This window comes from Streptomyces sp. NPDC093111, assembly GCF_040683955.1.
In the GTDB taxonomy this organism is placed as follows: domain Bacteria; phylum Actinomycetota; class Actinomycetes; order Streptomycetales; family Streptomycetaceae; genus Streptomyces.
The window spans coordinates 389,197-415,522 of the sequence record NZ_JBFBNW010000003.1; the positions used below are offsets into that span (position 1 = coordinate 389,197).

Genomic DNA, 26,326 nt, shown 5'->3' on the forward strand with positions numbered 1-26,326 from the left:
TTAAGAACAATCCCGCGACCCAGCGCGCCGAGCATGGCAAACGAGGGGCCCGGCCGCTTCGTTCGCACGAAGTGACCGGGCCCCTCGGGGTGTTACGGGGTACTGCGGGTGCTACTGGTTCTGGTTCTCACCGCGGTAGAACTCGAAGACCCAGCCGAAGATGCCGACCAGGATCAGCGGAGCGGAGAAGTACAGCAGCCACCAGCCCATCGCGATGGCGAGGAAGGCGAGCGCACCGCCGATGGCCAGCGAGAGCGGCTGCCAGCTGTGGGGGGCGAAGAAGCCCACCTCGCCGGCCTCGTCCGCGACGTCGGCCTCCTTCTCGTCCTGCGCCATGGCGTCGACCCGCCGGGCCGTGAAGGCCAGGTAGTAGCCGATCATGATGCAGAGACCGAACGCCAGGAACAGCGCCGTCGTGCCGACCGGCTCCTTCGACCACACGCCATAGAGGATCGCCATGGCGAGGACGAAGACGCTCAGCCAGATGAACATCTTGCCCTGGATCTTCACTTGCCGGTCTCCTTGCCGCCGGTGAGCGCCGCCACCTCGTGGCCCTTGTTCTCGAGCTGGTCGAGAGCCGAGATCTCCGGGTGGTGCAGGTCGAACGCCGGGGATTCGGAACGGATCCGCGGCAGGGTGAGGAAGTTGTGCCGCGGCGGCGGGCAGGACGTCGCCCACTCCAGCGAGCGGCCGTAGCCCCACGGGTCGTCGACCTCGACCTTCTTGCCGTACTTGGCGGTCTTCCACACGTTGTAGAAGAACGGCAGCATCGACAGGCCGAGCAGGAAGGACGAGATCGTGGAGATCGTGTTCAGCGCCGTGAAGCCGTCGGCGTCGAGGTAGTCCGCGTAACGACGCGGCATGCCCTCGGCACCCAGCCAGTGCTGGACCAGGAACGTGCCGTGGAAGCCCACGAACAGCGTCCAGAAGGTCATCTTGCCGAGCCGCTCGTCCAGCATCTTGCCGGTGAACTTCGGCCACCAGAAGTGGAAGCCGGAGAACATCGCGAAGACCACGGTGCCGAAGATGACGTAGTGGAAGTGCGCGACGACGAAGTACGAGTCGGAGACGTGGAAGTCCATCGGCGGCGAGGCCAGGATGACGCCGGTCAGACCACCGAAGGTGAAGGTGATCAGGAAGCCGACGGCCCAGAGCATCGGGGTCTCGAAGGACAGGGAGCCCTTCCACATCGTGCCGATCCAGTTGAAGAACTTCACGCCGGTGGGTACGGCGATGAGGAACGTCATGAAGGAGAAGAACGGCAGGAGCACGCCACCCGTGACGTACATGTGGTGCGCCCACACGGTCACGGAGAGACCGGCGATGGCGATGGTCGCGGCCACCAGACCGATGTAGCCGAACATCGGCTTGCGGCTGAAGACCGGGATGACCTCGGAGATGATGCCGAAGAAGGGCAAGGCGATGATGTACACCTCTGGGTGTCCGAAGAACCAGAAGAGGTGTTGCCAGAGCAATGCTCCGCCGTTGGCCGCGTCGAAGACGTGGGCACCGAACTTGCGGTCCGCCTCCAGGGCGAACAGCGCGGCCGCCAGGACCGGGAAGGCGAGCAGGACCAGGACACCGGTCAGCAGCACGTTCCAGGTGAAGATCGGCATGCGGAACATCGTCATGCCCGGAGCGCGCATGCAGATGATCGTGGTGATGAAGTTGACCGAACCGAGGATCGTGCCGAAGCCGGAGAAGGCCAGACCCATGATCCACATGTCGGCGCCGACACCCGGCGAGCGGACGGCGTCCGACAGCGGGGAGTAGGCGAACCAGCCGAAGTCGGCGGCACCCTGCGGGGTGAGGAAGCCGGCGACCGCGATGATCGAGCCGAACAGGTACAGCCAGTAGGCGAACATGTTCAGCCGCGGGAACGCCACGTCGGGCGCGCCGATCTGCAGCGGCATGATCCAGTTCGCGAAGCCCGCGAAGAGCGGGGTGGCGAACATCAGCAGCATGATCGTGCCATGCATGGTGAACGCCTGGTTGAACTGCTCGTTCGACATGATCTGCGTGCCCGGACGGGCAAGCTCGGCGCGCATGAAGAGCGCCATCAGACCGCCGATGATGAAGAACACGAACGACGTCACCAGGTACATGGTGCCGATCGTCTTGTGGTCGGTGGTGGTAAGCCACTTCACCACGATGTTGCCGGGCTGCTTGCGGCGGACCGGGAGCTCGTTCTCGTACGAGTCCTCAGCCGCGGCCGAGCCGTGGGGTTCGTTGAGGATGCTCACAGCTTGTTCGTCTCCGCATTCCTGGCCGGGTCCGTCTGCTCAATGCCAGACGGGATGTAGCCGGTCTGCCCCTTCTCCGCCAGCTCCTTCAGGTGCTGCTGGTAGCGCTCCGGAGAGACCACCTTGACGTTGAAGAGCATCCGGGAGTGGTCGACACCGCACAGCTCGGCGCACTTGCCGAGGAACGTGCCCTCCTGGGTCGGGGTGACCTCGAAGGCGTTGGTGTGACCGGGGATGACGTCCTGCTTCATGAGGAAGGGGACGACCCAGAAGGAGTGGATGACGTCGCGGGAGGTCAGGACGAACCGGACCTTCTCGCCCTTGGGCAGCCACAGGGTCGGACCGGGGTTGCCGGTCTGCGGGTTCCGGGTACCGGGGATGCCGGCGTCGTAGACGCCGCCCGCGTTCGCGGGGAACGCTTCCTTGTACTTGTCCGGAATGGCCGCGAGGTTGATGTCCGTCTTGGCGTTGCCCTTCACACCGGGCACGTCCTCGACGTAGTTGAAGCCCCAGCTCCACTGGTAGCCGACCACGTTCACGGTGTGGGCCGGCTTCGGGGAGAGCTCGAGGAGCTTCGACTCGTCGCGTGCGGTGAAGTAGAAGAGCACCGAGACGATGATGAGCGGGGTGACCGTGTACAGCGCCTCGATGGGCATGTTGTACCGGGTCTGCGGAGGTACCTCCACCTTGGTGCGGCTGCGCCGGTGGAAGATGGTCGCCCACAGGATCAGACCCCACACCAGCACGCCCGTGATGAGCGCTGCCGCCCACGAGCCCTGCCAGAGGGAGAGGATCCGAGGCGCCTCTTCCGTCACCGGGGTGGGCATGCCAAGGCGGGGGAAGTCTTCCCAGTTGTACGAGCAGCCGGTGGCTGTCGCCAGGATCAGGCCCGCAGTCAGCACCTGCGGCAGCTTCCGCCGCATCGGGCGCCGCGACGAGCGGTCGGAGCCGTTGGGACTCACGTAGCGCCTTCCCGAGAGTCTCGGCCCGCGTTTGGTCGGCCACGGCCGTCCGTCTCGCTGGTCGGTCGCCGCCCCGGCCGCGGGCAGGGGTTTGGATGTTTATGCGGACCAAACCCTACTGGACGCTATTTGGGGTCGCGCGGGGAGGGTGCCCAACGCGCCGTCCGAGCCCCCGAAGGGGTGGACTCCGGGGTTCCACGGGTGGGTTCCACAGGGCCGATCGGCGGTGCGGGCGGGGCATCTGACGGGGGCTTACCCGTCCGCGCTTCGTCCCGGCGGACCCCAGTGGTTAGCGTGGGCGGATGCCGTACTTCGACGCCGCTTCCGCCGCCCCGCTGCACCCCGTCGCCCGCCAGGCGCTGCTTGCCTCCCTGGACGAGGGGTGGGCCGATCCGGCCCGGCTCCACCGGGAGGGACGGCGGGCCCGGATGCTCCTGGACGCGGCGCGGGAGGCCGCGGCGGAGGCCGTGGGGTGCCGGCCGGACGAGCTCGTCTTCACTCCTTCGGGGACGCGCGCGGTTCACGCCGGAATCTCCGGGGCCCTCGCCGGGCGTCGGCGTGTCGGGGACCGTCTGGTGGTCTCGGCGGTCGAGCACTCCTGTGTGCTGCACGCGGGAGAGGCCCACACGGCGGCGGGCGGCTCGGTGACCGAGGTGCCGGTGGAGCGGTCGGGCGCGGTGGACCCGGGGGCCTTCGCGGCGGCGCTGGACGCCCGTACGGCCCTGGCCTGCCTGCAGTCGGCCAACCACGAGGTGGGCACCGAGCAGCCGGTGGCCGAGGTGGCGGCGGCCTGCCGGGCGGCCGGGGTGCCGCTGCTGGTGGACGCGGCGCAGTCGCTCGGCTGGGGGCGGGTGCCGGAGGGCTGGTCGCTGCTGGCGGCGAGCGCGCACAAGTGGGGCGGTCCGGCGGGGGTCGGGCTGCTCGCGGTGCGCAAGGGGGTGCGGTTCGCCCCGCAAGGCCCGGCCGACGAGCGGGAGTCGGGGCGGGCGCCCGGCTTCGAGAACCTGCCGGCGATCGTGGCGGCGGCGGCCTCGCTGCGGGCGGTGCGGGCGGAGGCGGCGGCCGAGGCGGCGCGGCTGCGGGCCCTGGTGGACCGGATCCGGGCGCGGGTGCCGGAGCTGGTGCCGGACGTGGAGGTGGTGGGCGATCCGGTGCGGCGGCTGCCGCACCTGGTGACCTTCTCCTGTCTCTATGTCGACGGGGAGGCGCTGCTGCACGAGCTGGACCGGGAGGGTTTCTCCGTTTCGTCCGGTTCGTCGTGCACGAGTTCGACGCTGACGCCCAGCCATGTGCTGCGGGCGATGGGGGTGCTGAGCGAGGGCAACGTCCGGGTGTCGCTGCCGACGGGCACCTCCGGGGAGGACGTCGACCGCTTCCTCGCGGTGCTGCCGGGCGCGGTCGCCTCGGTACGGGACCGGCTCGGGGCCCCGGAGCCGGTGGCGGCGCCCTCGGGCGCGCCGGGCGCGCTGGTGGTGGACGCGCTCGGCAAGCGCTGCCCGATCCCGGTCATCGAACTCGCGAAGATGTTCGGGTCGGTACCGGTGGGCGGCACGGTGACGGTGCTGTCCGACGACGAGGCGGCCCGGCTCGACATCCCGGCCTGGTGCGAGATGCGCGGGCAGGAGTACGTGGGCGAGGAGCCGTCGCCGAAGGGCGGGGCCGCGTACGTGGTGCGGCGGGTGTCCTGACGTACCGGGGCGGGCCCGCCGGGGGACGCACCGGAGCCCCGGTCCGCGCCGTACGGGCGGCGGGCCGGGGCTCCGGGGGGCTTTTTCAGGACAACCTCGGGTGAGGACGCCTCAGGAGAGGTGCGCCCGGACCTCGGCGGCGGCCTCGTCGCCGTACGCCTTGGTGAAGCGGTCCATGAAGTTGGCGCGGCGCAGGGTGTACTCCTGGGTGCCCAGGGTCTCGATCACCAGGGTGGCCAGCATGCAGCCGACCTGGGCGGCGCGCTCCAGGCCGACGCCCCAGGAGAGGCCGGTCAGGAAGCCGGCGCGGAAGGCGTCGCCGACGCCGGTCGGGTCGACCTTGGCGTCCTCCTCCGGGCAGCCGACCTCGATGGCCGGCTCGCCGACGCGCTCGATGCGGACGCCGCGGGAGCCGAGGGTGGTGACCCGGTGGCCGACGCGCTCCAGGATCTCCAGCTCGGTCCAGCCCGTCTTGGACTCGATGAGGCCCTTCTCGTACTCGTTGGAGAAGAGGTAGGTCGCCCCGTCGAGGAGGGTGCGGATCTCCTCGCCGTCCATACGGGCGATCTGCTGCGAGAAGTCGGCGGCGAAGGGGATCTCGCGGGTGCGGCACTCCTCCGTGTGGCGCAGCATCGCCTCGGGGTCGTCGGCGCCGATCAGCACCAGGTCGAGGCCGCCCACGCGGTCGGCGACGGCCTTCAGCTCGATCAGCCGGGCCTCGCTCATGGCGCCCGTGTAGAAGGAGCCGATCTGGTTGTGGTCGCTGTCCGTGGTGCACACGAAGCGGGCGGTGTGCAGGACCTCGGAGATGCGCACGGAGCCGGTGTCGACGCCGTGGCGGTCGAGCCAGCCGCGGTACTCGTCGAAGTCGTAGCCGGCGGCGCCGACGAGGACCGGGCTGCCGCCCAGCTGACCCATGCCGAAGCAGATGTTGGGTCCGACGCCGCCGCGCCGGATGTCGAGGTTGTCGACCAGGAAGGAGAGGGAGACCGTGTGGAGCTGGTCCGCCACGAGCTGGTCGGCGAACCGGCCCGGGAAGGTCATGAGGTGGTCGGTGGCGATGGAGCCGGTGACTGCGATACGCACGGCTGGACGCTCCTGCGGTAAGGACGGCGATGACAGTTCACGCTACCCGGTGCGGCCCGGCATGCCGAACAGTGGAAACTACCCCAGAGTAGGGCTTTTCCCCGAACCGATGGCGTGCGTACGGTGCGGCCATGACCCAGTACCCCGCTCCTCGTGAGCCCCAGGAGTCCGAGTTCAGTCTTGCGCAGCTGTGCGGTGACAGTGCACGGATGGCTCCGCACTGGGTGACCCCGGCCGCCCCCGCGACCGTCCGGGTCTCCCCCGCACTCATCCACGGCGTCGAGGTGCCGGCCGCCTCGGCCCGGCTGATCGCCGCCACCTCCGAGTACGGAGCCTGACCGACGGGCCGGACGGGACCGACGGAACCGGCTGAGCGCTTCTCCCGTCCCATGGGTGTCTCCCAGAGGGACGCCACGGTCAGGAGGAGCGTGCGGTGAACAGTACGGAGAACCGGTCCTGGAAGCGCGGCCCGCTCCTCGTCGCCTCGGTGGCGGCGGGGGTGCTGCTGGCCGGCGGGGGTGGCGTGTACTACGCCGCCACGGCCGCCGGCGGGGGCGGGGGCGCGAGGACGGCGCCCGGCGCCCCGCCGGCGCTGAACCTGGACGAGAAGGGCGACGGCGGCCCGGGGATCGCGCCGGGTGAGCCGGATCCCGGCGGCGGTCCGGGGATCGCGCCCGGCGAGCCGGATCCCGGCGGCGGTCCGGGCGGCACCGTCTACCGGGCCGGGGTCCCGCTCCCCCAGGGGCCCTCCGAGGCCGCGGTGCACCGGCCCGAGGGCCGGATCGGCGCGGCCGACGTGACCCGGCTGGCGAAGGCGCTGGGCCTGTCCGGCACGCCGCGCCTGGTGGGCGAGGTGTGGCGGCTCGGCCCCGACCGGGACGAGAACGGGCCGCGCCTGGACGTCTCGGCGAAGGCGCCCGGCAGCTGGACGTACAGCCAGTACCGGGGCGGCCCGGTGGGCGACACCTGTCTGAAGGGCAGGGCCTGCCCGCCGCCCGGGGAGGCCGAGCCCCCGCGCGGCGGCAGTCCGGTGAGCGAGGCGGCGGCGAAGGCGGCCGCGGCTCCGGTGCTCAAGGCGACCGGCCAGGACGACGCCAAGCTGGACGCGCGGCAGCTGATGAACGGCTCGGTGCGGGTGGTCAACGCCGATCCGGTGGTGGGCGGCCTGCCGACGTACGGCTGGTCGACCGGCGTCCACGTGGGTCCGGACGGCTCGCTGGTCGCCGGGAGCGGACGCCTGACCGAGCCGCCGGCGGGCGACACGTATCCGGTGGTCGGCGCGCGGAAGGCGCTGGACGAGCTGAACAAGGCCGCGCGGGGCACCGGCCCGGTCGGGATCGGCGGCTGTGCCACCGACCCGCCGGCGGGTGCGGCCGACACCGCGGGCGAGCGGCCCGACCTGCCGTGCCGGACGACGGACGCGGCGCCGCCGCACGTGGTGACGGTGACCGGTGCGCGCTTCGGGCTGGCCGCGCAGTACGTGGACGGGGAGCAGGTGCTCGTGCCCGCGTGGCTGTTCGAGGCGCGGGAGAAGCCCGGCACGGCGCCGTACACGGTGGTGCGGACGGCGGTGGACCCGCGGTACCTGGCGCCGCCCGCCACCTCCTCCCCCGCACCGGACCGGGGGGCGGCGCCGGAGCGGCAGCTCTCCTCGTTCACGACGGACCCGACGGGCCGGAAGCTGTCGGTGAGCTTCTGGGGCGGGGTGTGCGGCACGTACACGGTGACGGCCGTGGAGACCCCGGCGAAGGTCACCGTGCGGATCGCGGAGAAGCCGGCCGACCCGGACAAGGTCTGCGTCGCGCTCGCCGTGGACGTGACGAGGACGGTGACCCTGGAGCAGCCGCTGGGCGACCGGCCGGTGGTGGACGGGGCGAGCGGGCAGGCCGTGCCCCGTAAGTGAGCGAGGACGGGGCGACCCGGACGCGCGAGAGGGCGGCACCCGCGGATGCGGGTGCCGCCCTCTCGGGTGCTACGGCTTAGCTGAAGCTGTCGCCGCAGGCGCAGGAGCCCGTGGCGTTGGGGTTGTCGATCGTGAAGCCCTGCTTCTCGATGGTGTCGACGAAGTCGATGGAGGCGCCGCCGAGGTAGGGGGCGCTCATGCGGTCGGTGACGACCTTGACGCCGTCGAAGTCCTTGACGACGTCGCCGTCGAGCGAGCGCTCGTCGAAGAACAGCTGGTAACGCAGGCCGGAGCAGCCGCCGGGCTGAACGGCGACGCGCAGCGCGAGGTCGTCGCGGCCTTCCTGGTCGAGGAGGGCCTTGACCTTCCCTGCGGCGGCGTCGGACAGGAGGATGCCGTCGCTGACAGTGGTCTTCTCGTCCGATACGGACATCTGCTTCTCTCCCGGGTGGGTACGGAGACTGCTTGCCGACGGTTGCAACCGGCGGGGCCGCGGATTCATTCCGGGCCGAGGCGCGTCTTTCCCTTTCATGCTCGCACACCCGGCGCGGAAGGCGGGAGCGGCGGCGGCCCGGGGGGACGCCGGGGGCCGCCAGGGGGCGCCGCGGCGAATTCGTCACATCGACACTATGGCCATCGTCAAAGTGACGTGAAGCGGTTATGATAGATAGCGTCATTTAGACGAAAAGGCTTTTCGAGGCTCACCGTAGAAGTAGAAAGGGTGCGTGACGTGACCACCGCCCAGCCCCTGGACGTCCAGCCGACGCCGCTCGCCCTGCTGCTCCTCGGCCGCGAGGCCGACCCCAAGAGCGAGCGCGGCGTGGAGTGCCCCGGCGACCTGCCGTCGCCCTCCGACCCCGACCTGGTGGAGCGTGCCCGCGCCGCCAAGGAGAAGCTGGGGGACAAGGTCTTCGTCCTCGGGCACCACTACCAGCGGGACGAGGTCATCCAGTTCGCCGACGTCACCGGTGACTCCTTCAAGCTGGCCCGTGACGCCGCCGCCAGGCCGGAGGCCGAGTACATCGTCTTCTGCGGCGTGCACTTCATGGCCGAGTCGGCCGACATCCTGACCTCGGACGACCAGAAGGTCGTGCTGCCCGACCTGGCCGCCGGCTGCTCGATGGCCGACATGGCCACCGCCGAGCAGGTCGCGGAGTGCTGGGACGTGCTGACCGAGGCCGGCGTCGCCGAGCAGGTGGTGCCCGTCTCGTACATGAACTCCTCCGCCGACATCAAGGCCTTCACCGGCAAGCACGGCGGCACCATCTGCACCTCCTCCAACGCGAAGAAGGCCCTGGACTGGGCCTTCGAGCAGGGCGAGAAGGTGCTGTTCCTGCCGGACCAGCACCTGGGCCGCAACACCGCCGTCCGCGACATGGGCATGTCCCTGGACGACTGCGTGCTCTACAACCCGCACAAGCCGAACGGCGGCCTGACCGCCGAGGAGCTGCGCGACGCGAAGATGATCCTGTGGCGCGGCCACTGCTCCGTGCACGGGCGCTTCTCGGTGGACTCGGTCAACGACGTGCGCGAGCGCATCCCGGGCGTCAACGTGCTGGTCCACCCGGAGTGCCGGCACGAGGTCGTCGCCGCCGCGGACTACGTGGGCTCGACCGAGTACATCATCAAGGCCCTGGAGGCCGCCCCGGCCGGCTCCAAGTGGGCGATCGGCACCGAGCTGAACCTGGTGCGCCGACTGGCGAACCGGTTCGCCGCCGAGGACAAGGAGGTCGTCTTCCTCGACAAGACGGTCTGCTTCTGCTCGACCATGAACCGGATCGACCTGCCGCACCTGGTGTGGACCCTGGAGTCGCTGGCCGAGGGCAAGCTGGTCAACCAGATCCGGGTCGACGCGGAGACCGAGGCCTTCGCGAAGCTGGCGCTGGAGCGGATGCTGGCTCTGCCGTAACGATTCGTCGCACGTCGGCGGAGCTCGGCTCCGTACGGAACGGGAAGGGGCGCCCCGCGTGATCGCGGGGCGCCCCTTCCGTCGTGTCCGGCGTCAGACGCCGGCCGGCTCCTTCGCCTGCGGCGGGATCTCCGCGGCGCCGGCCGTCGCCTCCCGCTTCGCCGCCTTCTTCTTCGCGCGGCGCTCCTTGCGGAGCTCCACCATCGCGTAGAGCGTCGGGACGAGCAGCAGGGTGAGCAGCGTCGAGCTGATCAGACCGCCGATGACGACCACGGCCAGCGGCTGGGCGATGAAGCCGCCCTGGCCGGTGATGCCGAGCGCCATCGGGAGCAGCGCGAAGATCGTCGCCAGGGCGGTCATCAGGATCGGGCGCAGTCGGTGCCGGCCGCCTTCGACGACCGCCTCGACGACGCCCAGGCCCTGCGCCCGGTACTGGTTGATCAGGTCGATCAGGACGATCGCGTTGGTGACCACGATGCCGATCAGCATCAGCATGCCGATGAGCGCGGGCACGCCCATCGCGGTGCCGGTGAGCACCAGCAGGCCGAGCGCGCCGGTCGCCGCGAACGGGATGGAGACCAGCAGGATCAGCGGCTGGATCAGCGAGCGGAAGGTCGCGACCAGCAGCATGAAGACGATCGCGATGGCCGCGAGCATCGCCAGGAACAGGTTGCCGAAGGCGTCGGACTGGTCCTCGGAGACGCCGCCGACGGTCGCGGTCGCGCCGGCCGGCAGCTTCAGCTCCTTCAGCTTGGTCTGGAGCGCGGCGCTGACCGCTCCGGTGTTGTCGCCGACCGGGGTGGCGGTGACCGTCGCCGCGCGGGCGCCGTCGATCCGGGTCTTGGAGACCGGGCCCGCCACCAGCTCGACGCTGGCGATGTCGCCCAGCTTCACCGGGCCCAGCGGCAGCGCCTTCAGCTCGGCGAGCGTGGTGGCGGGGTGCGCCGAGGTGACGAGGACGTCCCGCTCGGTGTCGTCGAGGATCGCCTTGCCGGTCGGGGTGCCGTGCACGGCCTGGCCGACGATCATGCCGAGGGTGGTGGCGTCGAAGCCGGCGTCGGCCGCCTTCGCGTTCGGCCGGACCGAGATCCGCGGGACCGACTGCGACAGGTCGCTCTGCACGTCGGTGACGTCCTTCAGCTGCGCGACCGCGGTCTTCACCTGGTCGGCGGCGGCCTTGAGGACCTGCGGGTCGGCGGCCTTGACCACGACGCTGAGGTCCTGGCTGCCGAAGGCGGCGCCGGCCGAGACGGTGGTGTCGCCGATGCCGTCCAGCTTGCCGAGCGCGGCCTCCACGCTGTCGTGGACCTTCTCGTACGAGGCGGCGTCCTCCAGGGCCACCTGGTAGGTGGCCTGGTTGGCGCCGGTGCCGCCGCCGAAGGCCGCCATGAAGCCGGAGGAGCCGACGGTGACCTGGTAGTCCTTGACGCCCTCGGTGCCGGCCAGGACCTTCTCGACCTTCTTCGCGGCCTCGTCGGCGGCCGTCAGGCTGGTGCCGGGCGCCAGCTCCTGACGGACGGTCATGACCTCCTGCTCGCCCTGGTCGAAGAAGTTGGTCTTCAGGAGCGGGGTCATGCCGAAGGTGACCACGAGCACCACGAGGGCGATGGCCACGCTGGTGAGACGGCGCCGGGTGGCGAACCGCAGCACCGGCACGTACAGGCGCTGGAGCCTGCTGCGGTTCTCCTTCTCCTCGGCGGCCCTGCGGGCCTCCTCCTGGTCCTCCGAGGTGCCCTTGGGGGCGCGCAGGAACCAGTACGACAGGACCGGGACGACGGTCAGGGAGACGAGCAGCGAGGCGAGCAGGGCCGCCGTGACGGTCAGCGAGAAGGAGCCGAAGAGCTGCCCGATCATGCCGCCGGCCAGGCCGATCGGCAGGAAGACGGCGACCGTGGTGAGGGTGGAGGAGGTGACCGCGCCGGCCACCTCGCGGACCGCGGTGAGGATCGCGGTCTCGCGCTCCTCGCCGTACGCGAGGTGCCGCTTGATGTTCTCCAGGACCACGATCGAGTCGTCGACGACCCGGCCGATGGCGATGGTGAGGGCGCCGAGCGTGAGCATGTTCAGGGAGAGGTCACGGGTCCACAGCACGATCAGGGCGAGGACGACCGAGAGCGGGATGGAGACCGCGGTGACCAGGGTGGAGCGGATCGAGGCGAGGAAGACCAGGATCACCAGGACGGCCATGACCAGGCCGAGCATGCCCTCCGTGGTGAGACCGGAGATCGACTTGGCGACGGCCGGGCCCTGGTCGGAGACGACGGTCAGCTCGGCGCCGGAGCCGAGGTCCTGACGCAGCTTCGGCAGCTTGTCCGCGACCGCGTCCGAGATGCCGACGGCGCTGCCGTCCTTGTCCATGGTGGCGTACACGGCGAGGCTGGGCTTGCCATTGGTACGGGTGAGGGAGACCCGCGGGGACTCCTCCTGCTTCACGGTGGCCACGTCGCCGAGGCGGACCGCCTTGCCCTGCTCGGGCTTGATCCGCAGGTCCTGGATCTGCGCCAGGGAGGTGTAGCCGCCGCCGACCTGGACGGTGCGGCTCTTGCCGTCCTCGGAGAAGGCGCCGGCCGGGAGGGTGGCGCCGCCGGAGCGGACGGCCTCGGCCAGCTTCATGGTGTTCAGGCCGGCCGCGGCCAGCTTGCGCAGGTCGGGCGTGATGGAGACCTGGAGGTCCTGGACGCCCGAGACGGAGACCTGGCCGACGCCGTCGATGCCCTCGAGAGCGGGGACGACGGTCTTCTCCAGCTGGTCGGCGAGGGCCTGCGGGTCCTTGTCCGAGGAGACGGCGAGGACCACGGTCGGCATGTCGTCCGTGGAGCCGGCGACGACCTGCGGGTCGACCGCGTCGGGGAGCTGGGCGCGGGCCCGGTTCACGGCCTGCTGGACGTCGGCGACCAGCTGCTTGGTCGACTCGTCGCCGTAGTCGAAGCTCGCCATGATGACGGCGCTGCCCTCGGAGGCGGTCGAGGTGACGCCCTTGATGCCGTCGACGCCCTTGAGGGCGTTCTCGATCGGCTCGACGACCTGCTTCTCGACCACGTCGGGCGAGGCGCCCTGGTAGGGGGCGAGGACCGAGACCATCGGGAACTCGATCGAAGGGAACAGCTGCTGCTTCAGCTGCGGGATCGCTATCGCCCCGAAGACGATGGCGACGATGGACATCAGCCCGATCAGGGCCCGTTGCGCGAGGCTGAATCTGGACAGCCAGGACATGCGGTCTCTCTTCCGTGGCGTGCTCGGCAGGCGTCCGGTCACCCCCGAGGAGTGCCGTCCGGGCACCGCCAAGGGTGCCCGTCTACACGATCAGCCATGAAGACGGGCGGATCCTCGCCCCCCGGGCCCACATCCTTATGCCGCGCATACCGCGTCTGGAGTACGCCGGACCCCGGGGTCACTCCACCCTTGGACGTACGAGACCCGACTCGTAGGCGGTGACCACCAGCTGGGCGCGGTCGCGGGCGCCCAGTTTGGCCATGGTCCGGTTCACATGGGTCTTGACCGTGAGGGGGCTGACGTCGAGCCGTTCGGCGATCTCGTCGTTCGAGTGGCCGCCCCCGACGAGCACCAGGACCTCGCGCTCGCGGGCGGTCAGCGCCGCGAGCCGTTCGGAGTACGCGGGCCCCGCCCCGTCCGCCGGCTCCGCGCCGCCGCCCTGCGCGAGGAACTTGGCGATCAGGCCCTTCGTCGCCACCGGGGACAGCAGGGCCTCGCCGGCCGCCGCGATCCGGATGGCCCCCAGCAGCTCCTCCGGTTCGGCGCCCTTGCCGAGGAAGCCGGAGGCCCCGGCGCGCAGCGACTGCACCACGTACTCGTCGACCTCGAAGGTGGTCAGCATGACGATCCGTACGGCGGACAGCTCCGGGTCCGCGGTGATCATGCGGGTGGCGGCGAGGCCGTCGGTGCCCGGCATCCGGATGTCCATCAGGACCACGTCGGCCCGCGCCGAGCGGGCCAGGGCCACCGCCTCGGCCCCGTCGGCCGCCTCGGCGACCACCTCCATGTCCGGCTCGGAGTTCACCAGGACCTTGAAGGCGCTGCGCAGCAGCGCCTGGTCGTCGGCGAGCAGTACCCGGATGGTCACGCTTCCTCCCCGCTGTCGGCGTTCACCGGCAGTATCGCCTGCACCCGGAAGCCGCCCCCGTACCGGGGCGCCGCGGTGAGCGAGCCGCCGAGCGCGGTCACCCGCTCCCGCATGCCGAGCAGCCCGTGACCACCCCGGTCGGCGTGCGCGGCGGGCGGCGGCAGGGGCGGGCCGTCGTCCAGGACGGTGATCTCCACGGTGCGGCCGACCCGGACGACGCTGACCTCGGCCCGGGCTTCGGCGCCCGCGTGCTTGCGCACGTTGGTCAGCGCCTCCTGGATGATCCGGTACGCGGCGAGGTCGACGGCGGCCGGCAGGGCGGTGCCGGCGTCGGTGCGGGCCAGCTCCACGGGCAGCCCCGCGTTGCGGAAGGTCGCCAGCAGGTCGTCGAGGACGGCGAGCCCCGCCACCGGCTCGGTGGGGGCCTCCGGGTCGCCCGACTGGCGCAGCAGCCCGACCGTGGCGCGCAGCTCGTCGAGGGCCGAGCGGCTGGCCGCGCGGACGTGCCCGAGGGCCTCCTTGGCCTGGTCGGGGCGCTTGTCCATGACGTGCGCGGCGACCCCGGCCTGCACGTTGACCAGGGCGATGTGGTGGGCGACGACGTCGTGCAGGTCGCGGGCGATCCGCAGCCGCTCCTCGGCGACCCGGCGGCGGGCCTCCTCCTCGCGGGTGCGTTCGGCCCGCTCGGCCCGTTCGCGGATGGCGTCCACGAAGGCCCGGCGGCTGCGCACCGCGTCCCCCGCGGCGGCGGCCATCCCGGTCCAGGCGAAGACGCCCAGGTTCTCCTGCGCGTACCAGGGGGTGGGGCCGAAGAACATCGCGGCGGCGGTCAGCAGGCCCATGGTGGCCAGCCCCAGGCGCCAGGTGGTGGGCCGGTCGGTGTGCGAGGCGACGGTGTACAGGGCGACGACGACGCTCATGGCGACCGGCGCGGGCCGCTCGTCGCCCACCAGCTCCACGAAGGCGAAGCCGCCGGTGACGATCAGCACCGGGATGGGCCGGCGCCGGCGGAAGACCAGGGCGCCGGCGCCGAGCAGCATCAGCACGATGCCCTCGGTGGTGGGCGCGCGGGTGCCGAAGGTGGGCCCGTCGGGGCCGTGCGGGTCGGTGAAGGAGCTGATGACCATCGCCACGAGGACCAGCAGGGCGAGGCCCGCGTCGAAGGCGAGCGGATGGGTCCGCTGCCGGTCCCGGGCCCGGGCGAGGAGGGTGCCGTCGGTCGTCACAGCAGGAAACGGTACGGCGCCCCCGGCCCGGGGCGGGCGCCACGGGCCGGGACCGGACACGGGTCAGCCCGGGATCAGGCCGTCGTCGGAGAGCATCTGACGCACCTCGTCGAGGGTCGCGTCAGGTGCCGGGAGGATCAGCTCGGACGGTTCGAGGGCGTCGTCGGGCAGCGGCTCGCCGAGCCGCCGCACGGCGTCGAGGAGGGAGCCGAGCGTCCGGCGGAAACCCTCCTCGTCCCCCGACTCCATCTCCTGAAGGAGCTCGTCGTCCAGCGCGTTCAGCTCGGCGAAGTGACTGTCGGCCAGCGTGCACTGGCCCTCCCCCATGATCCGTACGATCATGACGTGCCGTCCTCCTGAAGGAAGTGCCCCGAGGAAGTGCCCCTGCGGGCCGCTACTTCTCGAAGCGCGGGTGGGACTGCTGCTGAGACGGGTCCTGCTGTCCCGCGGCGCCGCCCTCGATGGCCTGCTGCTGCGCCGACGGGCCGCCGGCCAGCTCGGCCTTCATCCGCTGGAGCTCCAGCTCGACGTCCGTACCGCCGGACAGCCGGTCGAGCTCCGCCTGGATGTCGTCCTTGCCCAGGCCGGACTGGTCGTCGAGCGCGCCCGAGGCGAGCAGCTCGTCGATCGCGCCGGCCCGTGCCTGGAGCTGGGCGGTCTTGTCCTCGGCCCGCTGGATCGCGAGGCCGACGTCGCTCATCTCCTCCGAGATGCCGGAGAAGGACTCGGCGATCCGGGTCTGCGCCTGGGCCGCCGTGTAGGTCGCCTTGATCGTCTCCTTCTTGGTGCGGAAGGCGTCGACCTTGGCCTGGAGGCGCTGCGCCGCGAGGGTGAGCTTCTCCTCCTCGCCCTGCAGCGTCTGGTGCTGCACCTCCAGGTCGCTCACCTGCTGCTGCAGCGCGGCGCGGCGGGACAGCGCCTCGCGCGCCAGGTCCTCACGGCCGAGCGCCAGCGCCTTGCGGCCCTGGTCCTCCAGCTTGGCGGACTGGCCCTGCAGCTGGTTCAGCTGCAGTTCGAGCCGCTTGCGTGAGGTCGCCACGTCGGCGACGCCACGGCGCACCTTCTGCAACAGCTCCAGCTGTTTCTGGTACGAGTAATCGAGGGTCTCGCGCGGATCCTCGGCCCGGTCGAGGGCCTTGTTTGCCTTCGCGCGGAAGATCATCCCCATACGCTTCATGACACCGCTCATGGGCTTCGCGCGCCCCCTTCTGACGGACTGGGCTCCAGCTCTCCAACAGAAACCACAGTACGGTTCCTGCCTCCATTACCGCACTGTTCGGGACCGGATGTGCTCCTACCCAAGGACGAGTGACGATCATCCGTCCTCCCGCCCAGGGAGTAGAGGAACCCCGGGGTCCCATGCCCAGGGACGCGGGCCGTTAGCGGATCGTTCCCGCCGACGCTGGGGTCCATGCGTGGCACCACGTACCCTTGGCCTTGTGTTCCGTAGCCGTTCGAAGGATGAGAAGGCCCCCACCGAGAAGGTGACGGCGGACCTCTCCAAGCAGCCCCGCGACCCCGAGGCCCCCAAGGGCCGCCCGACCCCGAAGCGGAGTGATGCCCAGTCGCAGCGCCGTCGCGCGCAGTCCGCGCCGTTGGACCGCAAGGAAGCGTCCAAGCGGCAGCGCGAAGCGCGCCGCACCGACATGGTCCGGCAGCGCGAGGCGCTGGCCAGCGGTGACGAGCGCTACCTGCCCGCCCGTGACAAGGGTCCGGTGCGCCGCTTCGTGCGTGACTTCGTCGACTCGCGCTTCGCGGTCGCCGAGTTCTTCCTGCCGATGGCCGTGGTCATCCTGGTGCTCTCGCTCTTCGGCAGCAAGGCGCCCCAGCTCCAGACCATCTCGCTGGTGCTCTGGGCCGGCGTGATCGTCATGATCGTCATCGACTCGATCGGCATCGTGTTCCGGCTGCGCAAGCAGCTGAACGCGCGCTTCCCGAACGAGTCGAAGCGCGGCGCCGTCGCGTACGGCCTCATGCGCACGCTCCAGATGCGCCGCCTGCGGCTTCCGAAGCCGCAGGTCAAGCGCGGAGAGCGACCCTGAGCGGGGACGGCTCCGGTTCGGCGTCGCCCGTCGTCGCCCACTGGCCGGTGGTGCCGGGCGGACTGCGTGACACCGTCCGCCAGGAGTTGATCGCGCGCCAGCTCGACGAGCAGATAGCCGCCCGCTACCCCGTGGGGCAGCGGCTGCGGATCCTCGACGCGGGCATGGGGCAGGGCACCCAGGCCCTGCGCCTGGCCCGGGCCGGGCACACCGTGACCGGCCTGGAGTCCGACCCCGAGCTGCTGAAGGCCGCCCGCGACTCGCTGGCGACCGAACCGGCCGGCATCCGCGAGCGGGTCCGGCTGATCGAGGGCGAGGGCCGCGAGACCGGGGTGCACTTCCTGCCCGGCAGCTTCGACGTCGTCCTCTGCCACGGTGTGCTGATGTACGCCGACGAGCCCGACGCGCTGCTCGCGGGCCTGGCCCGCATGCTGGCCCCCGGCGGCCTGCTCTCCCTGGTGGTCCCCAACGCGGAGGCGCTGGCCATGCGGCCGGGCCTCGCCGGGGACTGGACGGGCGCGCTCGACGGCTTCGAGTCGGACGTGTACACCGACCGCAACGGCACCAAGGTGCGGGCCGACCGGTTCGACGCCCTGACCGCGACGCTGGCCGGGATCGCGGCGCCGCTGCACGCCTGGTACGGCGTGCGGGTCTTCACCGACGGCATCCCCGGCGACGAGGGCCTGCCGGCCGCGGACGAGCTGGAGCGCCTGCTGACCGCCGAGGACCGGGCCTCGCGCACGGATCCGTACCGGCGCATCGCGGGCCTGCTGCACCTCTGCGGTGTACGGGGCTGAGGCACCCGGGATTTCCGGGGTGCGGGCACGGGCCCGCACCCCTTTTCGCGTTTCGGCGGGTTCGGCGGGTTCGCCGGGTTGCTGAGGGGTTCCCCGGCTCCTAGCCCTCGGCGTCGAGCGCCATCGGGCCGTAGATCTTCGTCCCGTCCTCGGACAGCGTCACCTGGTCCGCGCCGCCGTCGAGCAGGTCGCGCCAGTTCTCGCCGATCCAGGATTCCGCGTCGCCCTGGGTGGGGAACTCCTCGGGGGTGACCGCCGGTGCGATCTCAGTGCCGTCGGACTTCTCGAAGCGCCACGTCCATGCCATGCCAGCCTCCGGATGATCGGTTTCCTGCCCGCAGCGTAGCCGGGCGCGCACCCCTTGCGGTGACGCGGGAGGATCTGAGGGTGGAACTGACTCTGCTCGGCACCGGCGCACCCCTCGGACTCCCCCGCCCCGACTGCCCCTGCGCGGTGTGCGCGCTGTCCCGCGGGGAGCGGGCGCGGGCGGCCACCTCGCTGCTCGTGGACGGGGCGCTGCTGCTGGATCTGACGCCGGGGGCCGCGCTGGCCGCGGCCCGCTCGGGGCACTCGCTGGTCGGGGTGCGGCAGGTGCTGCTCACGCACCCGCACGACGGGCCGGCCGTCGAGCTGCCCGCAGGGCTGCCCACGGCGGGGCGGGTGCCGGACGGGCGGGAACTGACCCTGATCAGCGGCCACCGGGTGCGGGCCGTGCCGATGGACTCGCCCGGCACCGGGTACGAGGTGACCTCGGCGGAGGGCGAGCGGCTGCTGTACCTGCCGCCGGGCGCCGCGGCGGCAGGGCTCCCGGACGACCACCGGCCGCCGTACGACATGGTGATCGCCGACGTGACGGGCCGGCCGGACGGGCTGGCCCGGCTGCGGGCGATCGGGGCGGTCGGTCCGAGCACCGATGTGATCGCCGCGCACCTGGACCACGACGCGCCCACCGGGGCCGAGCTGGACCGGCGGCTCGCGGCGGCGGGGGCGCGGGCGGTGCCGGACGGGACGACGCTGTACGTGGGCGAGTACCACGCGGTGCCGGACGTGCCGCGGCGGACGCTGGTGACGGGCGGGGCCCGGTCCGGGAAGTCGGTGGAGGCCGAGCGGCGTCTGGAGACCTTCCCCGAGGTGCTGTACGTGGCGACCGGCGGGACCCGCGAGGGCGACCCGGAGTGGGCGCAGCGGGTGGGGCTGCACCGGGAGCGGCGGCCGGGCTCCTGGCGTACGGCCGAGACCACCGACCTCGTACCGCTGCTCACGGAGGACGGTCCTGCGCTCCTCGTCGACTGCCTGTCGCTGTGGCTGACGGACGCCATGGACGCGGTCGGGGCCTGGGACGACGAGCGGTGGGAGTCCGGTGGCCGGGAGGCGCTCGCGCGGCGGGTCGCCGAGCTGGTGGCGGCGGTGCGGGCGACGCCCCGCACGGTCGTGGCGGTGACGAACGAGGTGGGTTCGGGCGTGGTCCCGGCGACGGCCTCGGGCCGCCGCTTCCGCGACGAGCTGGGCCGCCTCAACGCGGCCTTCGCCGACGAGTGCGAGCAGGTGCTGCTGGTGGTCGCCGGTCAGGCGCTGGTGCTGCGCGGGTAGGGCCCCGGGCGGGCGCTTCCGGACAGGGCGCGGAGGCCCCGGGTAGGGTTCGAACGTCCTACCACCATGGCCACCGATGACCGACGTCCCTAGGCGGAACGAACCTTGAACCTCGACGACTTCTCCGATCTGATCGAGCGCCCCGACGGGGGGATCCGGCGCGACGCCGAGGAGCGCAGGGAGCGGCTGAGCGTGCGTCCCGGAGCGCTCGGGCGGCTCGACGAGCTGGGCGAGTGGCTGTCGGCGGCGCAGGGCGCGGTCCCGCCGCGGCCGGTGGAGCAGCCGAAGGTGGTGCTCTTCGCGGGCGACCACGGCGTGGCCTCGCTGGGCGTGTCCGGGCGGGCCGCGGGCGGCGGGTACGAGCTGGTGCGGGCGGTCCTCGACGGGGCGAGCCCGGTGGCGGTGCTGGCCCGGGCCCAGGGGGTGCCGGTGCGGGTGGTGGACGCGGGCCTGGACTGCGACCCGGAGCTGCTGCCGGCGGAGGTCACCCGGCGCCGGGTGCGGCGCGGCACGGGCCGGATCGACGTGGAGAACGCGCTGACCCTCGACGAGACCCGCGCGGCGCTCGAACTGGGCATCGCGATCGCCGACGAGGAGGCCGACTCGGGCACCGATCTGGTGGTGCTCGGGGATCTGAGCGTGGGCGGGACGACGCCCGCCTCGACGCTGATCGCCGCGCTGTGCGGGACGGACGCCTCCGTGGTGACCGGCCGGGGCGGTGCCGGGATCGACGACCTGGCGTGGATGCGCAAGTGCGCGGCGGTCCGGGACGCGCTGCGGCGGGCCCGGCCGGTCCTGGGCGACCAGCTGGAGCTGCTCGCGGCGGTCGGCGGCCCCGACCTGGCGGCGACGACCGGTTTCCTGCTCCAGGCCTCGGTGCGACGGCTCCCGGTGCTCCTGGACGGCGTGGTGGGCGCGGCCTGCGCGCTGGTGGCGCAGCGGGCGGCGTTCCGGGCCCCGGACTGGTGGCTGGCGGGCCAGGTGAGCGGGGAGCCGGCGCAGGCGAAGGCACTGGACCGGATGTCGCTCAACCCTCTGCTCGATCACGGCGTCACTGTGGGCGAGGGAACCGGGGCATTGCTCGCTCTTCCCCTCGTCCGGGCCGCCGCCGCGCTGGCCGCGGAGCTGCCGGAGGTGACCACTCCGGAGGCGGACACCACGGCGGAGGACGTCGCCGTGGTGGCGGACGAGGTCGGCTGAGTCGGATCACCGGCCCGGATGGGCACGTCCCGCCACGTCGGGACGGGCCCATCCGGCGCCCAGCCATGCAGGGTGATGCCCCATATGATCGCTTTTCATGGGAGAGGTCCGTTTGTCCACCGAAGAAGCGCCCCGGACCACGGTCCGCTCGCGGCGCAGCGCCGCGTTCGCCGTCTGGTACCTGCGCGTCGTCACGTTCATCAATTTCCTGAGCGCCGTGTGGGTCTCGTTCGGCCAGGACCTGCGCCGGCACAACGAGGACAACTACTTCACCCCGTACATGCTCACCGCGGGCTTCGCCTCCGGCGTCTTCACGCTCTTCCTGGCGATCACCATGCGCCGCCGCAAGCGGGCCGCGTGGATCCTCAACCTGGTCCTCAGCGGGCTCTTCCTGCTGCTCTTCGCGCTGGTGATGATCTTCCCGGAGATCCGCCAGCACGCCCAGAACTGGATCTCGCTGGTCCTGACCGCCGCCTTCTTCACCGCGCTGCTGCTGGGCCGCAAGGAGTTCTACGCGAAGGGCGACCGCTCCAACCCGCCGCTCGCCGCGGCCGTGGCGGTCGGCGGACTGCTCGTGACCTCGCTGCTCGCCGCGGGCCTGGTGACCGTCACCAACACCGCCGCCGGGCACTCCACCTTCCTGGAGCGCTGGAAGTACGGCGTGATGCGGCTGATCACGCTGGCCTCGGACGACTCGGCGTACGCCTCGATCACCACCCCGGGCTGGGTGGACGTCGTGATCAACATCATGTCGACGCTGCTGCTCTTCGCCGTGCTCTTCGCCGCCTTCCGCGCCCGGCGGGCCGTCGACCCGCTGACCGAACAGGACGAGGACCGGCTGCGGGCGCTGCTGGAGAAGCAGGGCGACCGGGACTCGCTCGGCTACTTCGCGCTGCGCCGCGAGAAGAGCGTCATCTGGTCGCCCAGTGAGAAGGCCGCCATCGCCTACCGGGTGGTCGGCGGGGTCTCCCTCGCCTCCGGCGACCCGATCGGCGACCCGGAGGCCTGGCCCGGGGCCATCGAGCCCTGGCTGGCCGAGGCCCGCGAGCACGGCTGGATCCCGGCCGTGATGGGGGCGAGCGAGGAGGCCGGCACCATCTACGCCCGGCACGGCCTGGACGCCCTGGAGCTGGGTGACGAGGCGATCGTGGAGACCGACGAGTTCACCCTCGACGGGCGGGCCATGCGCACCGTCCGGCAGGCCTTCAACCGGGTCAAGCGGGCCGGGTACCAGGTCCGCATCCGGCGCCACGAGGACATCCCCGCCGACGAGATGGACGAGCTGCTCCGCAAGGCCGACGACTGGCGCGACGGGGCCACCGAGCGCGGCTTCTCGATGGCGCTGGGGCGCCTGGGCGACCCGAAGGACGGGCGCTGCGTGATGCTGGAGTGCTCGGACGAGTCCGGCGAGCTGCGGGCGGTGCTGTCCTTCGTGCCCTGGGGTCCGAAGGGTCTTTCGCTCGACCTGATGCGCCGGGACCGGGACTCCGAGAACGGCCTGATGGAGTTCATGGTGATCGAGCTCCTGCAGCGGGCGAAGGAGATCGGGATCACTCAGGTCTCGCTGAACTTCGCGATGTTCCGGTCCGTCTTCGAACGCGGCTCGAAGCTGGGGGCCGGACCCGTGCTCCGGATGTGGCGCTCGCTGCTCAGCTTCTTCTCCCGCTGGTGGCAGATCGAGTCGCTGTACCGCGCCAACGCCAAGTACCGACCGATCTGGGAGCCCCGTTTCATGCTCTTCGAGAAGAGCGCCGACCTGCTGCGCATCGGCCTCGCCGCCGGGCGCGCCGAGGGCTTCCTGGAGGCCCCGGGACTGCCCAAGTGGCTGCACCGCAAGCATCTGGAGGGACGACGTTGACGGCAGGGGGACGGGCGGCGACGCGGGGACGGGGGGTGCGCGGGGCCCTGAAGGGCTTCGCCATACGGGAGTGGGGTCCGCTCTGCGCGACGGTGCGGACGGCGCTGGTCACCCGCGGGTGGCGGGCGATCCCGATGACCCTGGCGGCGGTCTGCCTCACCTCCCTCTTCCAGATCGTGCAGAACCAGGACTGGGGCTACCAGCCGGTGCAGGACGTCGGCTCGGTCCGGGCCGAGGACCCGCTGGTCCTGGCCCTGCTGCGGACCCCGCTCTCGCTCTTCGTGCCGGCCCTCGACCTGCCGGTGTGGGGCGCGCTCGCGCAGGTCCTGCTGGTCTTCGGCATCGCCGAGATCTGCCTGGGCCGGTGGCGGACGCTGCTCGTCGCGTACGTGGCGACGCTGGCCGGCACGCTGTACGCCCGGGTCGGCATCGCGCTCGGCCCGGACAGCCCGCTGGGGCTGCCGGCCTCCGACACGCACGTGGTGGACACCGGCCCGTCGGCGGCGGTGGTCGGCCTCGCCGTGTACGTGTGCTGGCGCTACCGGGCCCGGTGGACCGGGACGCTGGTGGTCGTGGCGATGGTGGTCGAGGTGCTGATCAAGAACAACCTGGCCGGCAAGGAGCACATCGCCGCCATCGCCGCGGTCCTGGTGGTCGTCGCCTTCCAGGAGTGGCGGGGCCGGGGTCAGCGGGGCGGCGCGGAGCCCCGCCCGGGGACGCGTTCCTGGAAGCCGCCGATCAGGTCCTGAGCCCTGCGGCGTACCCGGGTCCAGCGCTTGTCGTGCCGGTAGGCGCGGATCCGGGAGCGGGCCCTGGCCCGGTGGCGCCGGGGGTAGAAGCGCCGGGCCCACCAGGAGCCGGGGCGGGCCAGGCGGACCGCGCCGACGATCGCGACGAAGGGCACGAGGGTGCCGAGCACGGCCATCCGGAACTTCCCCTTCACCAGGGTGATCAGGACGAAGAGGAAGTTCACCGTGAGGGTCAGGACGAACCCGGCCCGGTCCTGCCGTTCCTCGGCCGTCATGTCGTCCACGCCGAGCGGGGAGAAGCCCGCCAGGGCGAGCAGCACGAGGGCCGCGGTGAGGACCACGACCTCGACGCTCTTGCGGCCGTCGTCCGACCAGTAGACGTCGTCGAGGTGGAGGATCAGCGCGAACTCGTCCAGGACGAGCCCCGCGCCGATCCCGAACACCACGGCGAAGACGCACGCCCCGATCCCCTCCCGGCCGCTGCCGACCGCCCCGAAGCCGCCGAGGACGGCGAGCACGACCCCCGGCACCACGTGGTGGATGTGCAGCCCGCCCGAGGAGACGTTGCGGAACGGGCCCTTGCCCGCCCGGATGAGCCGGGTGACCGTGCGGGTGACCGCGAAGGTCAGCACGAAGGAGGTCAGCGCGAGGAACAGCGGGAGCTTCCCGGGTTCGACGATGTTGCGTGAGAACCAGTGACCCATGCCACCCCTCTGCCGATTGGCCGCTTTCGTACCCTATGGCCAATTTAGCGTCCGGGCGCGGGGCACTACCCTTCCGCGGATGGACGGCCTGCGTTTCGCCTTCGGCACCCTCACCGTGCTCCCCGCCCGCATCACCCGCTGGGACCGCGACGCGGCCCGCGCCGGGATGCTCTGCGCCCCGCTCGCGGGCCTCGTCGTCGGCCTGTGCGCGGCCGCGGTCGGCGGGGTGTTCCTGCTGCTCGGCTCGGGCCCGCTGCTCGCCGCCGTCCTCACCGTCGGCGTCCCCGCCCTGATGACCCGCGGCCTCCACCTCGACGGCCTCGCCGACACCGCCGACGGCCTCGGCAGCGCGAAGCCCGCCGAGGACGCGCTGCGCATCATGAAGCAGTCCGACATCGGGCCCTTCGGCGTGATCGTGCTCCTCTTCGCGCTGCTCGCCCAGGTCGGCGCGTTGTACGAGCTGTACGGCGAGGGCTGGGCGCACGGCACGGCCGGGGCGGTCCTCGCGGGCGTCGTCGCCCGGCTCGCCCTCACCCACGCCTCCCGGCAGGGCGTCCCCGCCGCCCGCCCCGAGGGCCTCGGCGCGATCGTCGCCGGGACCGTCCCGCTCCGCCCCGCCGCCCTGACGGCCGCTCTGGTCCTCGTCCTGTGCGCGGCGGCCGGCGCCCTCCTCTCCCCGTACGACGCCCTGCGCCTCCCGCTCGCCGCCCTCGCCGCCCTCGGCTTGGCCGAACTGCTGCTGCGGCGCTGCGTGCGCCGCTTCGGCGGGGTGACCGGGGACGTGTTCGGCGCGGTCGAGGAGACGGCGGCGACGGTGGCGCTGGTCGCGCTGACGCTGGGTTAGCAGGCCCGGCGCCACGCCCCCAGCGCGTACTCCTTGCGCATCGAGCTCAGGCCGAGCTCGCGGGAGCCCGGGCAGAACCGCTCCGGCTCCCGCTCGTACTCGACGTGGAACACCGCCTTGCCCGCCTTCACGAAGGGGGCGAGGCGGGCGCACTCCTCGTACTGCGCGCACTGCTCGTTGACCGCGAAGTCGAAGTCCGGCAGCAGGGCGGGGATCTGGTCCAGGTCGTTCTTCAGGCCGACGGCCAGGCCGCGGTCGTGGGCCAGCCGGGCGATCAGGCGGTTGTAGCGGAGCTGGTCGGCGGCGGTGAGGGGGAAGCCGGTGTCGTTGCGGTAGCCGTCCATGTTGTCGGGCTCGACCGCGTCGAAGCCCTTGGTCCGGCACATGTCCAGGCGGGCCGCCATCAGGGGGGTGAGCAGGTCGGTGCGGCGGATGTCGAGCCAGCGTTCGCCCTCCCAGCCGTTGCCCTTGCCCAGCAGGGCCCGGGGGAACTCCGCCGCGTCCGGGCGGAAGTCCTCCCAGGCGCCGGTGGAGAGGTAGCAGATCACCTTGCGGCCCCGGCGGTGCAGGTCGGCGACGGTCGCCGCCGGGTGGTCGAAGCCGTCGATGTCGTAGACCGGGACGTCCACGGCCGGGTCCAGACGCCCGCTCAGCTGCCACTGCCAGGCGTCTCCCGGGCGGGGCTGCCAGCGGGGGGCGGGTTTCGGGTCCGGGGCCGTGGAGCGCGGGGGCCGGGGCTCCGGGGAGGGCGAGGAGGGCGCGGGCGTCGCGCAGCCGGCCAGGACGAGCAGCAGCGCCAGCAGGGGCGCCGGGCGTCTCATCGGGTGGGCTCCAGGGTGTGTGGGAGGGTGCCCCACGGGTGGGCGCCGGTGCCCGGGACCACGCAGTGCACCGGGGTCGTGGGGCGGACGTCCGCCGGGGCCGCGTACACCAGGTGACAGTAGTGGTCGGCGACCGGCAGATCGAGGTCGCGGTAGGAGTCCCAGGGGCCCTCGAAGGTCACCAGGAGGTCGGCCAGGGCCTCGTAGCCGGGCGCCGGGTGGGCGCCGTGGTTGAACACCAGGGTGCGCAGCCCGGCCGCCCGCGCCGACACCGCGAGGCGCCGGTAGTGCGGGAGCGCCGCCGGCTCCGTGGGCACCTGGTCGAGGAACGCGCCGTCGGCCGCGTACCAGTCGCGGTGCCGCACCAGGTCGGCGACGACCTCGGCGTGCGGGCGCCGCCCGTAGTCGGTGTCGGCGTAGCCGAGGACCCGCACCCCGGCCGCCCGCAGCCGGGCGGCCAGCTCGGCGAAGGCGGGGTCGCGGGAACGGCCCGCGCCGCTGGCCGGGTTGAGGACGACCCCGTAGAGGGCGGGCGCCGCCGCCACGACGGCGGACCAGTCCTCGGGGCGGTCGGCGGGGTGCTCGTAGAAGGGGACGAGCAGAGAGGGCGTGGTCATGGTCCG

The 26,326-nt window shown here is 72.2% G+C and carries 25 protein-coding genes; 11 read left to right on the forward strand and 14 right to left on the reverse strand.

The window, feature by feature from the left end:
• Positions 1 to 111: 111 nt before the first annotated feature.
• The 3 genes from AB0Q96_RS06595 to coxB are packed head-to-tail and all read right to left on the reverse strand — an operon-like array spanning position 112 to position 3,205.
• Entirely contained in the window at positions 112 to 510 is a 399-nt protein-coding gene (locus tag AB0Q96_RS06595; protein ID WP_132915653.1) for a cytochrome c oxidase subunit 4, read from the reverse strand.
• Positions 507 to 2,243, reverse strand: coding sequence for a cytochrome c oxidase subunit I (gene ctaD / locus AB0Q96_RS06600; RefSeq protein WP_365322299.1), 1,737 nt, complete (start codon positions 2,241 to 2,243; stop codon positions 507 to 509). Before ctaD ends, AB0Q96_RS06595 begins: the two co-directional genes overlap by 4 nt.
• Positions 2,240 to 3,205, reverse strand: coding sequence for a cytochrome c oxidase subunit II (gene coxB, locus AB0Q96_RS06605; protein WP_365322301.1), 966 nt, complete (start codon positions 3,203 to 3,205; stop codon positions 2,240 to 2,242). Before coxB ends, ctaD begins: the two co-directional genes overlap by 4 nt.
• A gap of 302 nt (positions 3,206 to 3,507) precedes the next feature.
• Here coxB and AB0Q96_RS06610 point away from each other — a divergent pair, with 302 nt between their 5' ends.
• Positions 3,508 to 4,893 carry an aminotransferase class V-fold PLP-dependent enzyme gene (locus tag AB0Q96_RS06610; RefSeq protein WP_365322303.1) on the forward strand — a complete coding sequence of 462 codons (1,386 nt, stop codon included), beginning with the start codon at positions 3,508 to 3,510 and terminating at the stop codon, positions 4,891 to 4,893.
• A gap of 111 nt (positions 4,894 to 5,004) precedes the next feature.
• Here AB0Q96_RS06610 and AB0Q96_RS06615 read toward each other — a convergent pair whose 3' ends face one another.
• Entirely contained in the window at positions 5,005 to 5,979 is a 975-nt protein-coding gene (locus AB0Q96_RS06615) for a carbohydrate kinase family protein (RefSeq protein ID WP_365322305.1), read from the reverse strand.
• A gap of 131 nt (positions 5,980 to 6,110) precedes the next feature.
• Here AB0Q96_RS06615 and AB0Q96_RS06620 point away from each other — a divergent pair, with 131 nt between their 5' ends.
• Together AB0Q96_RS06620 and AB0Q96_RS06625 are read left to right on the forward strand one after the other, a co-directional pair.
• On the forward strand, positions 6,111 to 6,317 hold the full coding sequence (locus AB0Q96_RS06620) for a hypothetical protein (protein WP_365322307.1): 207 nt from the start codon (positions 6,111 to 6,113) through the stop codon (positions 6,315 to 6,317).
• Positions 6,318 to 6,412: 95 nt separating this feature from the next.
• Complete coding sequence (locus tag AB0Q96_RS06625) at positions 6,413 to 7,882, forward strand: hypothetical protein (RefSeq protein WP_365322309.1); 1,470 nt, start codon at positions 6,413 to 6,415, stop codon at positions 7,880 to 7,882.
• A gap of 76 nt (positions 7,883 to 7,958) precedes the next feature.
• On the opposite strand, the gene AB0Q96_RS06630 is transcribed toward AB0Q96_RS06625, so the two are convergent.
• Positions 7,959 to 8,315: an iron-sulfur cluster assembly accessory protein gene (locus tag AB0Q96_RS06630; RefSeq protein WP_205375817.1), complete on the reverse strand. Its 357-nt coding sequence runs from the start codon at positions 8,313 to 8,315 to the stop codon at positions 7,959 to 7,961.
• 288 nt (positions 8,316 to 8,603) lie between these two features.
• Between AB0Q96_RS06630 and nadA the strand changes: the two genes are divergently transcribed.
• Positions 8,604 to 9,791, forward strand: a complete 1,188-nt coding sequence (gene nadA / locus AB0Q96_RS06635; protein WP_365322311.1) for a quinolinate synthase NadA — start codon at positions 8,604 to 8,606, stop codon at positions 9,789 to 9,791.
• Positions 9,792 to 9,884: 93 nt separating this feature from the next.
• Here the strand turns inward: nadA and AB0Q96_RS06640 are convergent, their stop codons facing one another.
• The 5 genes from AB0Q96_RS06640 to AB0Q96_RS06660 form a co-directional block, all read right to left on the reverse strand.
• On the reverse strand, positions 9,885 to 13,004 hold the full coding sequence (locus AB0Q96_RS06640) for an efflux RND transporter permease subunit (RefSeq protein WP_365322313.1): 3,120 nt from the start codon (positions 13,002 to 13,004) through the stop codon (positions 9,885 to 9,887).
• Between the two features lie 178 nt (positions 13,005 to 13,182).
• Complete coding sequence (locus tag AB0Q96_RS06645; protein WP_365322315.1) at positions 13,183 to 13,872, reverse strand: response regulator transcription factor; 690 nt, start codon at positions 13,870 to 13,872, stop codon at positions 13,183 to 13,185.
• On the reverse strand, positions 13,869 to 15,098 hold the full coding sequence (locus AB0Q96_RS06650) for a histidine kinase (RefSeq protein WP_365322317.1): 1,230 nt from the start codon (positions 15,096 to 15,098) through the stop codon (positions 13,869 to 13,871). Before AB0Q96_RS06650 ends, AB0Q96_RS06645 begins: the two co-directional genes overlap by 4 nt.
• 63 nt (positions 15,099 to 15,161) lie before the next feature.
• Positions 15,162 to 15,440 (reverse strand): hypothetical protein, encoded by a 279-nt coding sequence (locus AB0Q96_RS06655; protein ID WP_365322319.1) that lies wholly within the window; start codon positions 15,438 to 15,440, stop codon positions 15,162 to 15,164.
• A gap of 52 nt (positions 15,441 to 15,492) precedes the next feature.
• Positions 15,493 to 16,287 (reverse strand): PspA/IM30 family protein, encoded by a 795-nt coding sequence (locus AB0Q96_RS06660; protein WP_365322320.1) that lies wholly within the window; start codon positions 16,285 to 16,287, stop codon positions 15,493 to 15,495.
• A 250-nt stretch (positions 16,288 to 16,537) separates the two neighbouring features.
• On the opposite strand from AB0Q96_RS06660, the gene AB0Q96_RS06665 reads away from it, so the two are divergent.
• Positions 16,538 to 17,140 carry a DUF3043 domain-containing protein gene (locus AB0Q96_RS06665; protein ID WP_365322321.1) on the forward strand — a complete coding sequence of 201 codons (603 nt, stop codon included), beginning with the start codon at positions 16,538 to 16,540 and terminating at the stop codon, positions 17,138 to 17,140.
• Positions 17,141 to 17,187: 47 nt separating this feature from the next.
• Entirely contained in the window at positions 17,188 to 17,937 is a 750-nt protein-coding gene (locus AB0Q96_RS06670) for a methyltransferase domain-containing protein (protein ID WP_365322323.1), read from the forward strand.
• Positions 17,938 to 18,037: 100 nt separating this feature from the next.
• Here AB0Q96_RS06670 and AB0Q96_RS06675 read toward each other — a convergent pair whose 3' ends face one another.
• Positions 18,038 to 18,244: a hypothetical protein gene (locus AB0Q96_RS06675; RefSeq protein ID WP_365322325.1), complete on the reverse strand. Its 207-nt coding sequence runs from the start codon at positions 18,242 to 18,244 to the stop codon at positions 18,038 to 18,040.
• Positions 18,245 to 18,324: 80 nt separating this feature from the next.
• On the opposite strand from AB0Q96_RS06675, the gene AB0Q96_RS06680 reads away from it, so the two are divergent.
• The 4 genes from AB0Q96_RS06680 (at position 18,325) to AB0Q96_RS06695 (ending at position 23,334) form a co-directional block, all read left to right on the forward strand.
• The gene (locus tag AB0Q96_RS06680; protein ID WP_365322327.1) at positions 18,325 to 19,527 is read left to right on the forward strand and encodes a bifunctional adenosylcobinamide kinase/adenosylcobinamide-phosphate guanylyltransferase; all 1,203 of its coding nucleotides are present in this window, start codon (positions 18,325 to 18,327) and stop codon (positions 19,525 to 19,527) included.
• 105 nt (positions 19,528 to 19,632) lie between these two features.
• The gene (cobT, locus tag AB0Q96_RS06685) at positions 19,633 to 20,727 is read left to right on the forward strand and encodes a nicotinate-nucleotide--dimethylbenzimidazole phosphoribosyltransferase (RefSeq protein WP_365322329.1); all 1,095 of its coding nucleotides are present in this window, start codon (positions 19,633 to 19,635) and stop codon (positions 20,725 to 20,727) included.
• Between the two features lie 97 nt (positions 20,728 to 20,824).
• Positions 20,825 to 22,585: a phosphatidylglycerol lysyltransferase domain-containing protein gene (locus AB0Q96_RS06690; protein WP_365322331.1), complete on the forward strand. Its 1,761-nt coding sequence runs from the start codon at positions 20,825 to 20,827 to the stop codon at positions 22,583 to 22,585.
• A gap of 35 nt (positions 22,586 to 22,620) precedes the next feature.
• Entirely contained in the window at positions 22,621 to 23,334 is a 714-nt protein-coding gene (locus AB0Q96_RS06695; RefSeq protein WP_365322333.1) for a hypothetical protein, read from the forward strand.
• On the opposite strand, the gene AB0Q96_RS06700 is transcribed toward AB0Q96_RS06695, so the two are convergent.
• Positions 23,271 to 24,038 (reverse strand): hypothetical protein, encoded by a 768-nt coding sequence (locus tag AB0Q96_RS06700; protein ID WP_365322335.1) that lies wholly within the window; start codon positions 24,036 to 24,038, stop codon positions 23,271 to 23,273. The genes AB0Q96_RS06695 and AB0Q96_RS06700 overlap by 64 nt on opposite strands.
• Before the next feature lie 79 nt (positions 24,039 to 24,117).
• Between AB0Q96_RS06700 and AB0Q96_RS06705 the strand changes: the two genes are divergently transcribed.
• A complete protein-coding gene (locus tag AB0Q96_RS06705) occupies positions 24,118 to 24,882 on the forward strand; it encodes an adenosylcobinamide-GDP ribazoletransferase (RefSeq protein ID WP_365322336.1) in 765 nt (254 codons plus the stop codon).
• Here AB0Q96_RS06705 and AB0Q96_RS06710 read toward each other — a convergent pair.
• Together AB0Q96_RS06710 and AB0Q96_RS06715 are read right to left on the reverse strand one after the other, a co-directional pair.
• Entirely contained in the window at positions 24,879 to 25,703 is an 825-nt protein-coding gene (locus AB0Q96_RS06710) for an endo alpha-1,4 polygalactosaminidase (protein WP_365322338.1), read from the reverse strand. The two genes, AB0Q96_RS06705 and AB0Q96_RS06710, sit on opposite strands and share 4 nt — an antisense overlap.
• Positions 25,700 to 26,320, reverse strand: a complete 621-nt coding sequence (locus AB0Q96_RS06715; protein ID WP_365322340.1) for a spherulation-specific family 4 protein — start codon at positions 26,318 to 26,320, stop codon at positions 25,700 to 25,702. Before AB0Q96_RS06715 ends, AB0Q96_RS06710 begins: the two co-directional genes overlap by 4 nt.
• Positions 26,321 to 26,326: the final 6 nt, after the last annotated feature.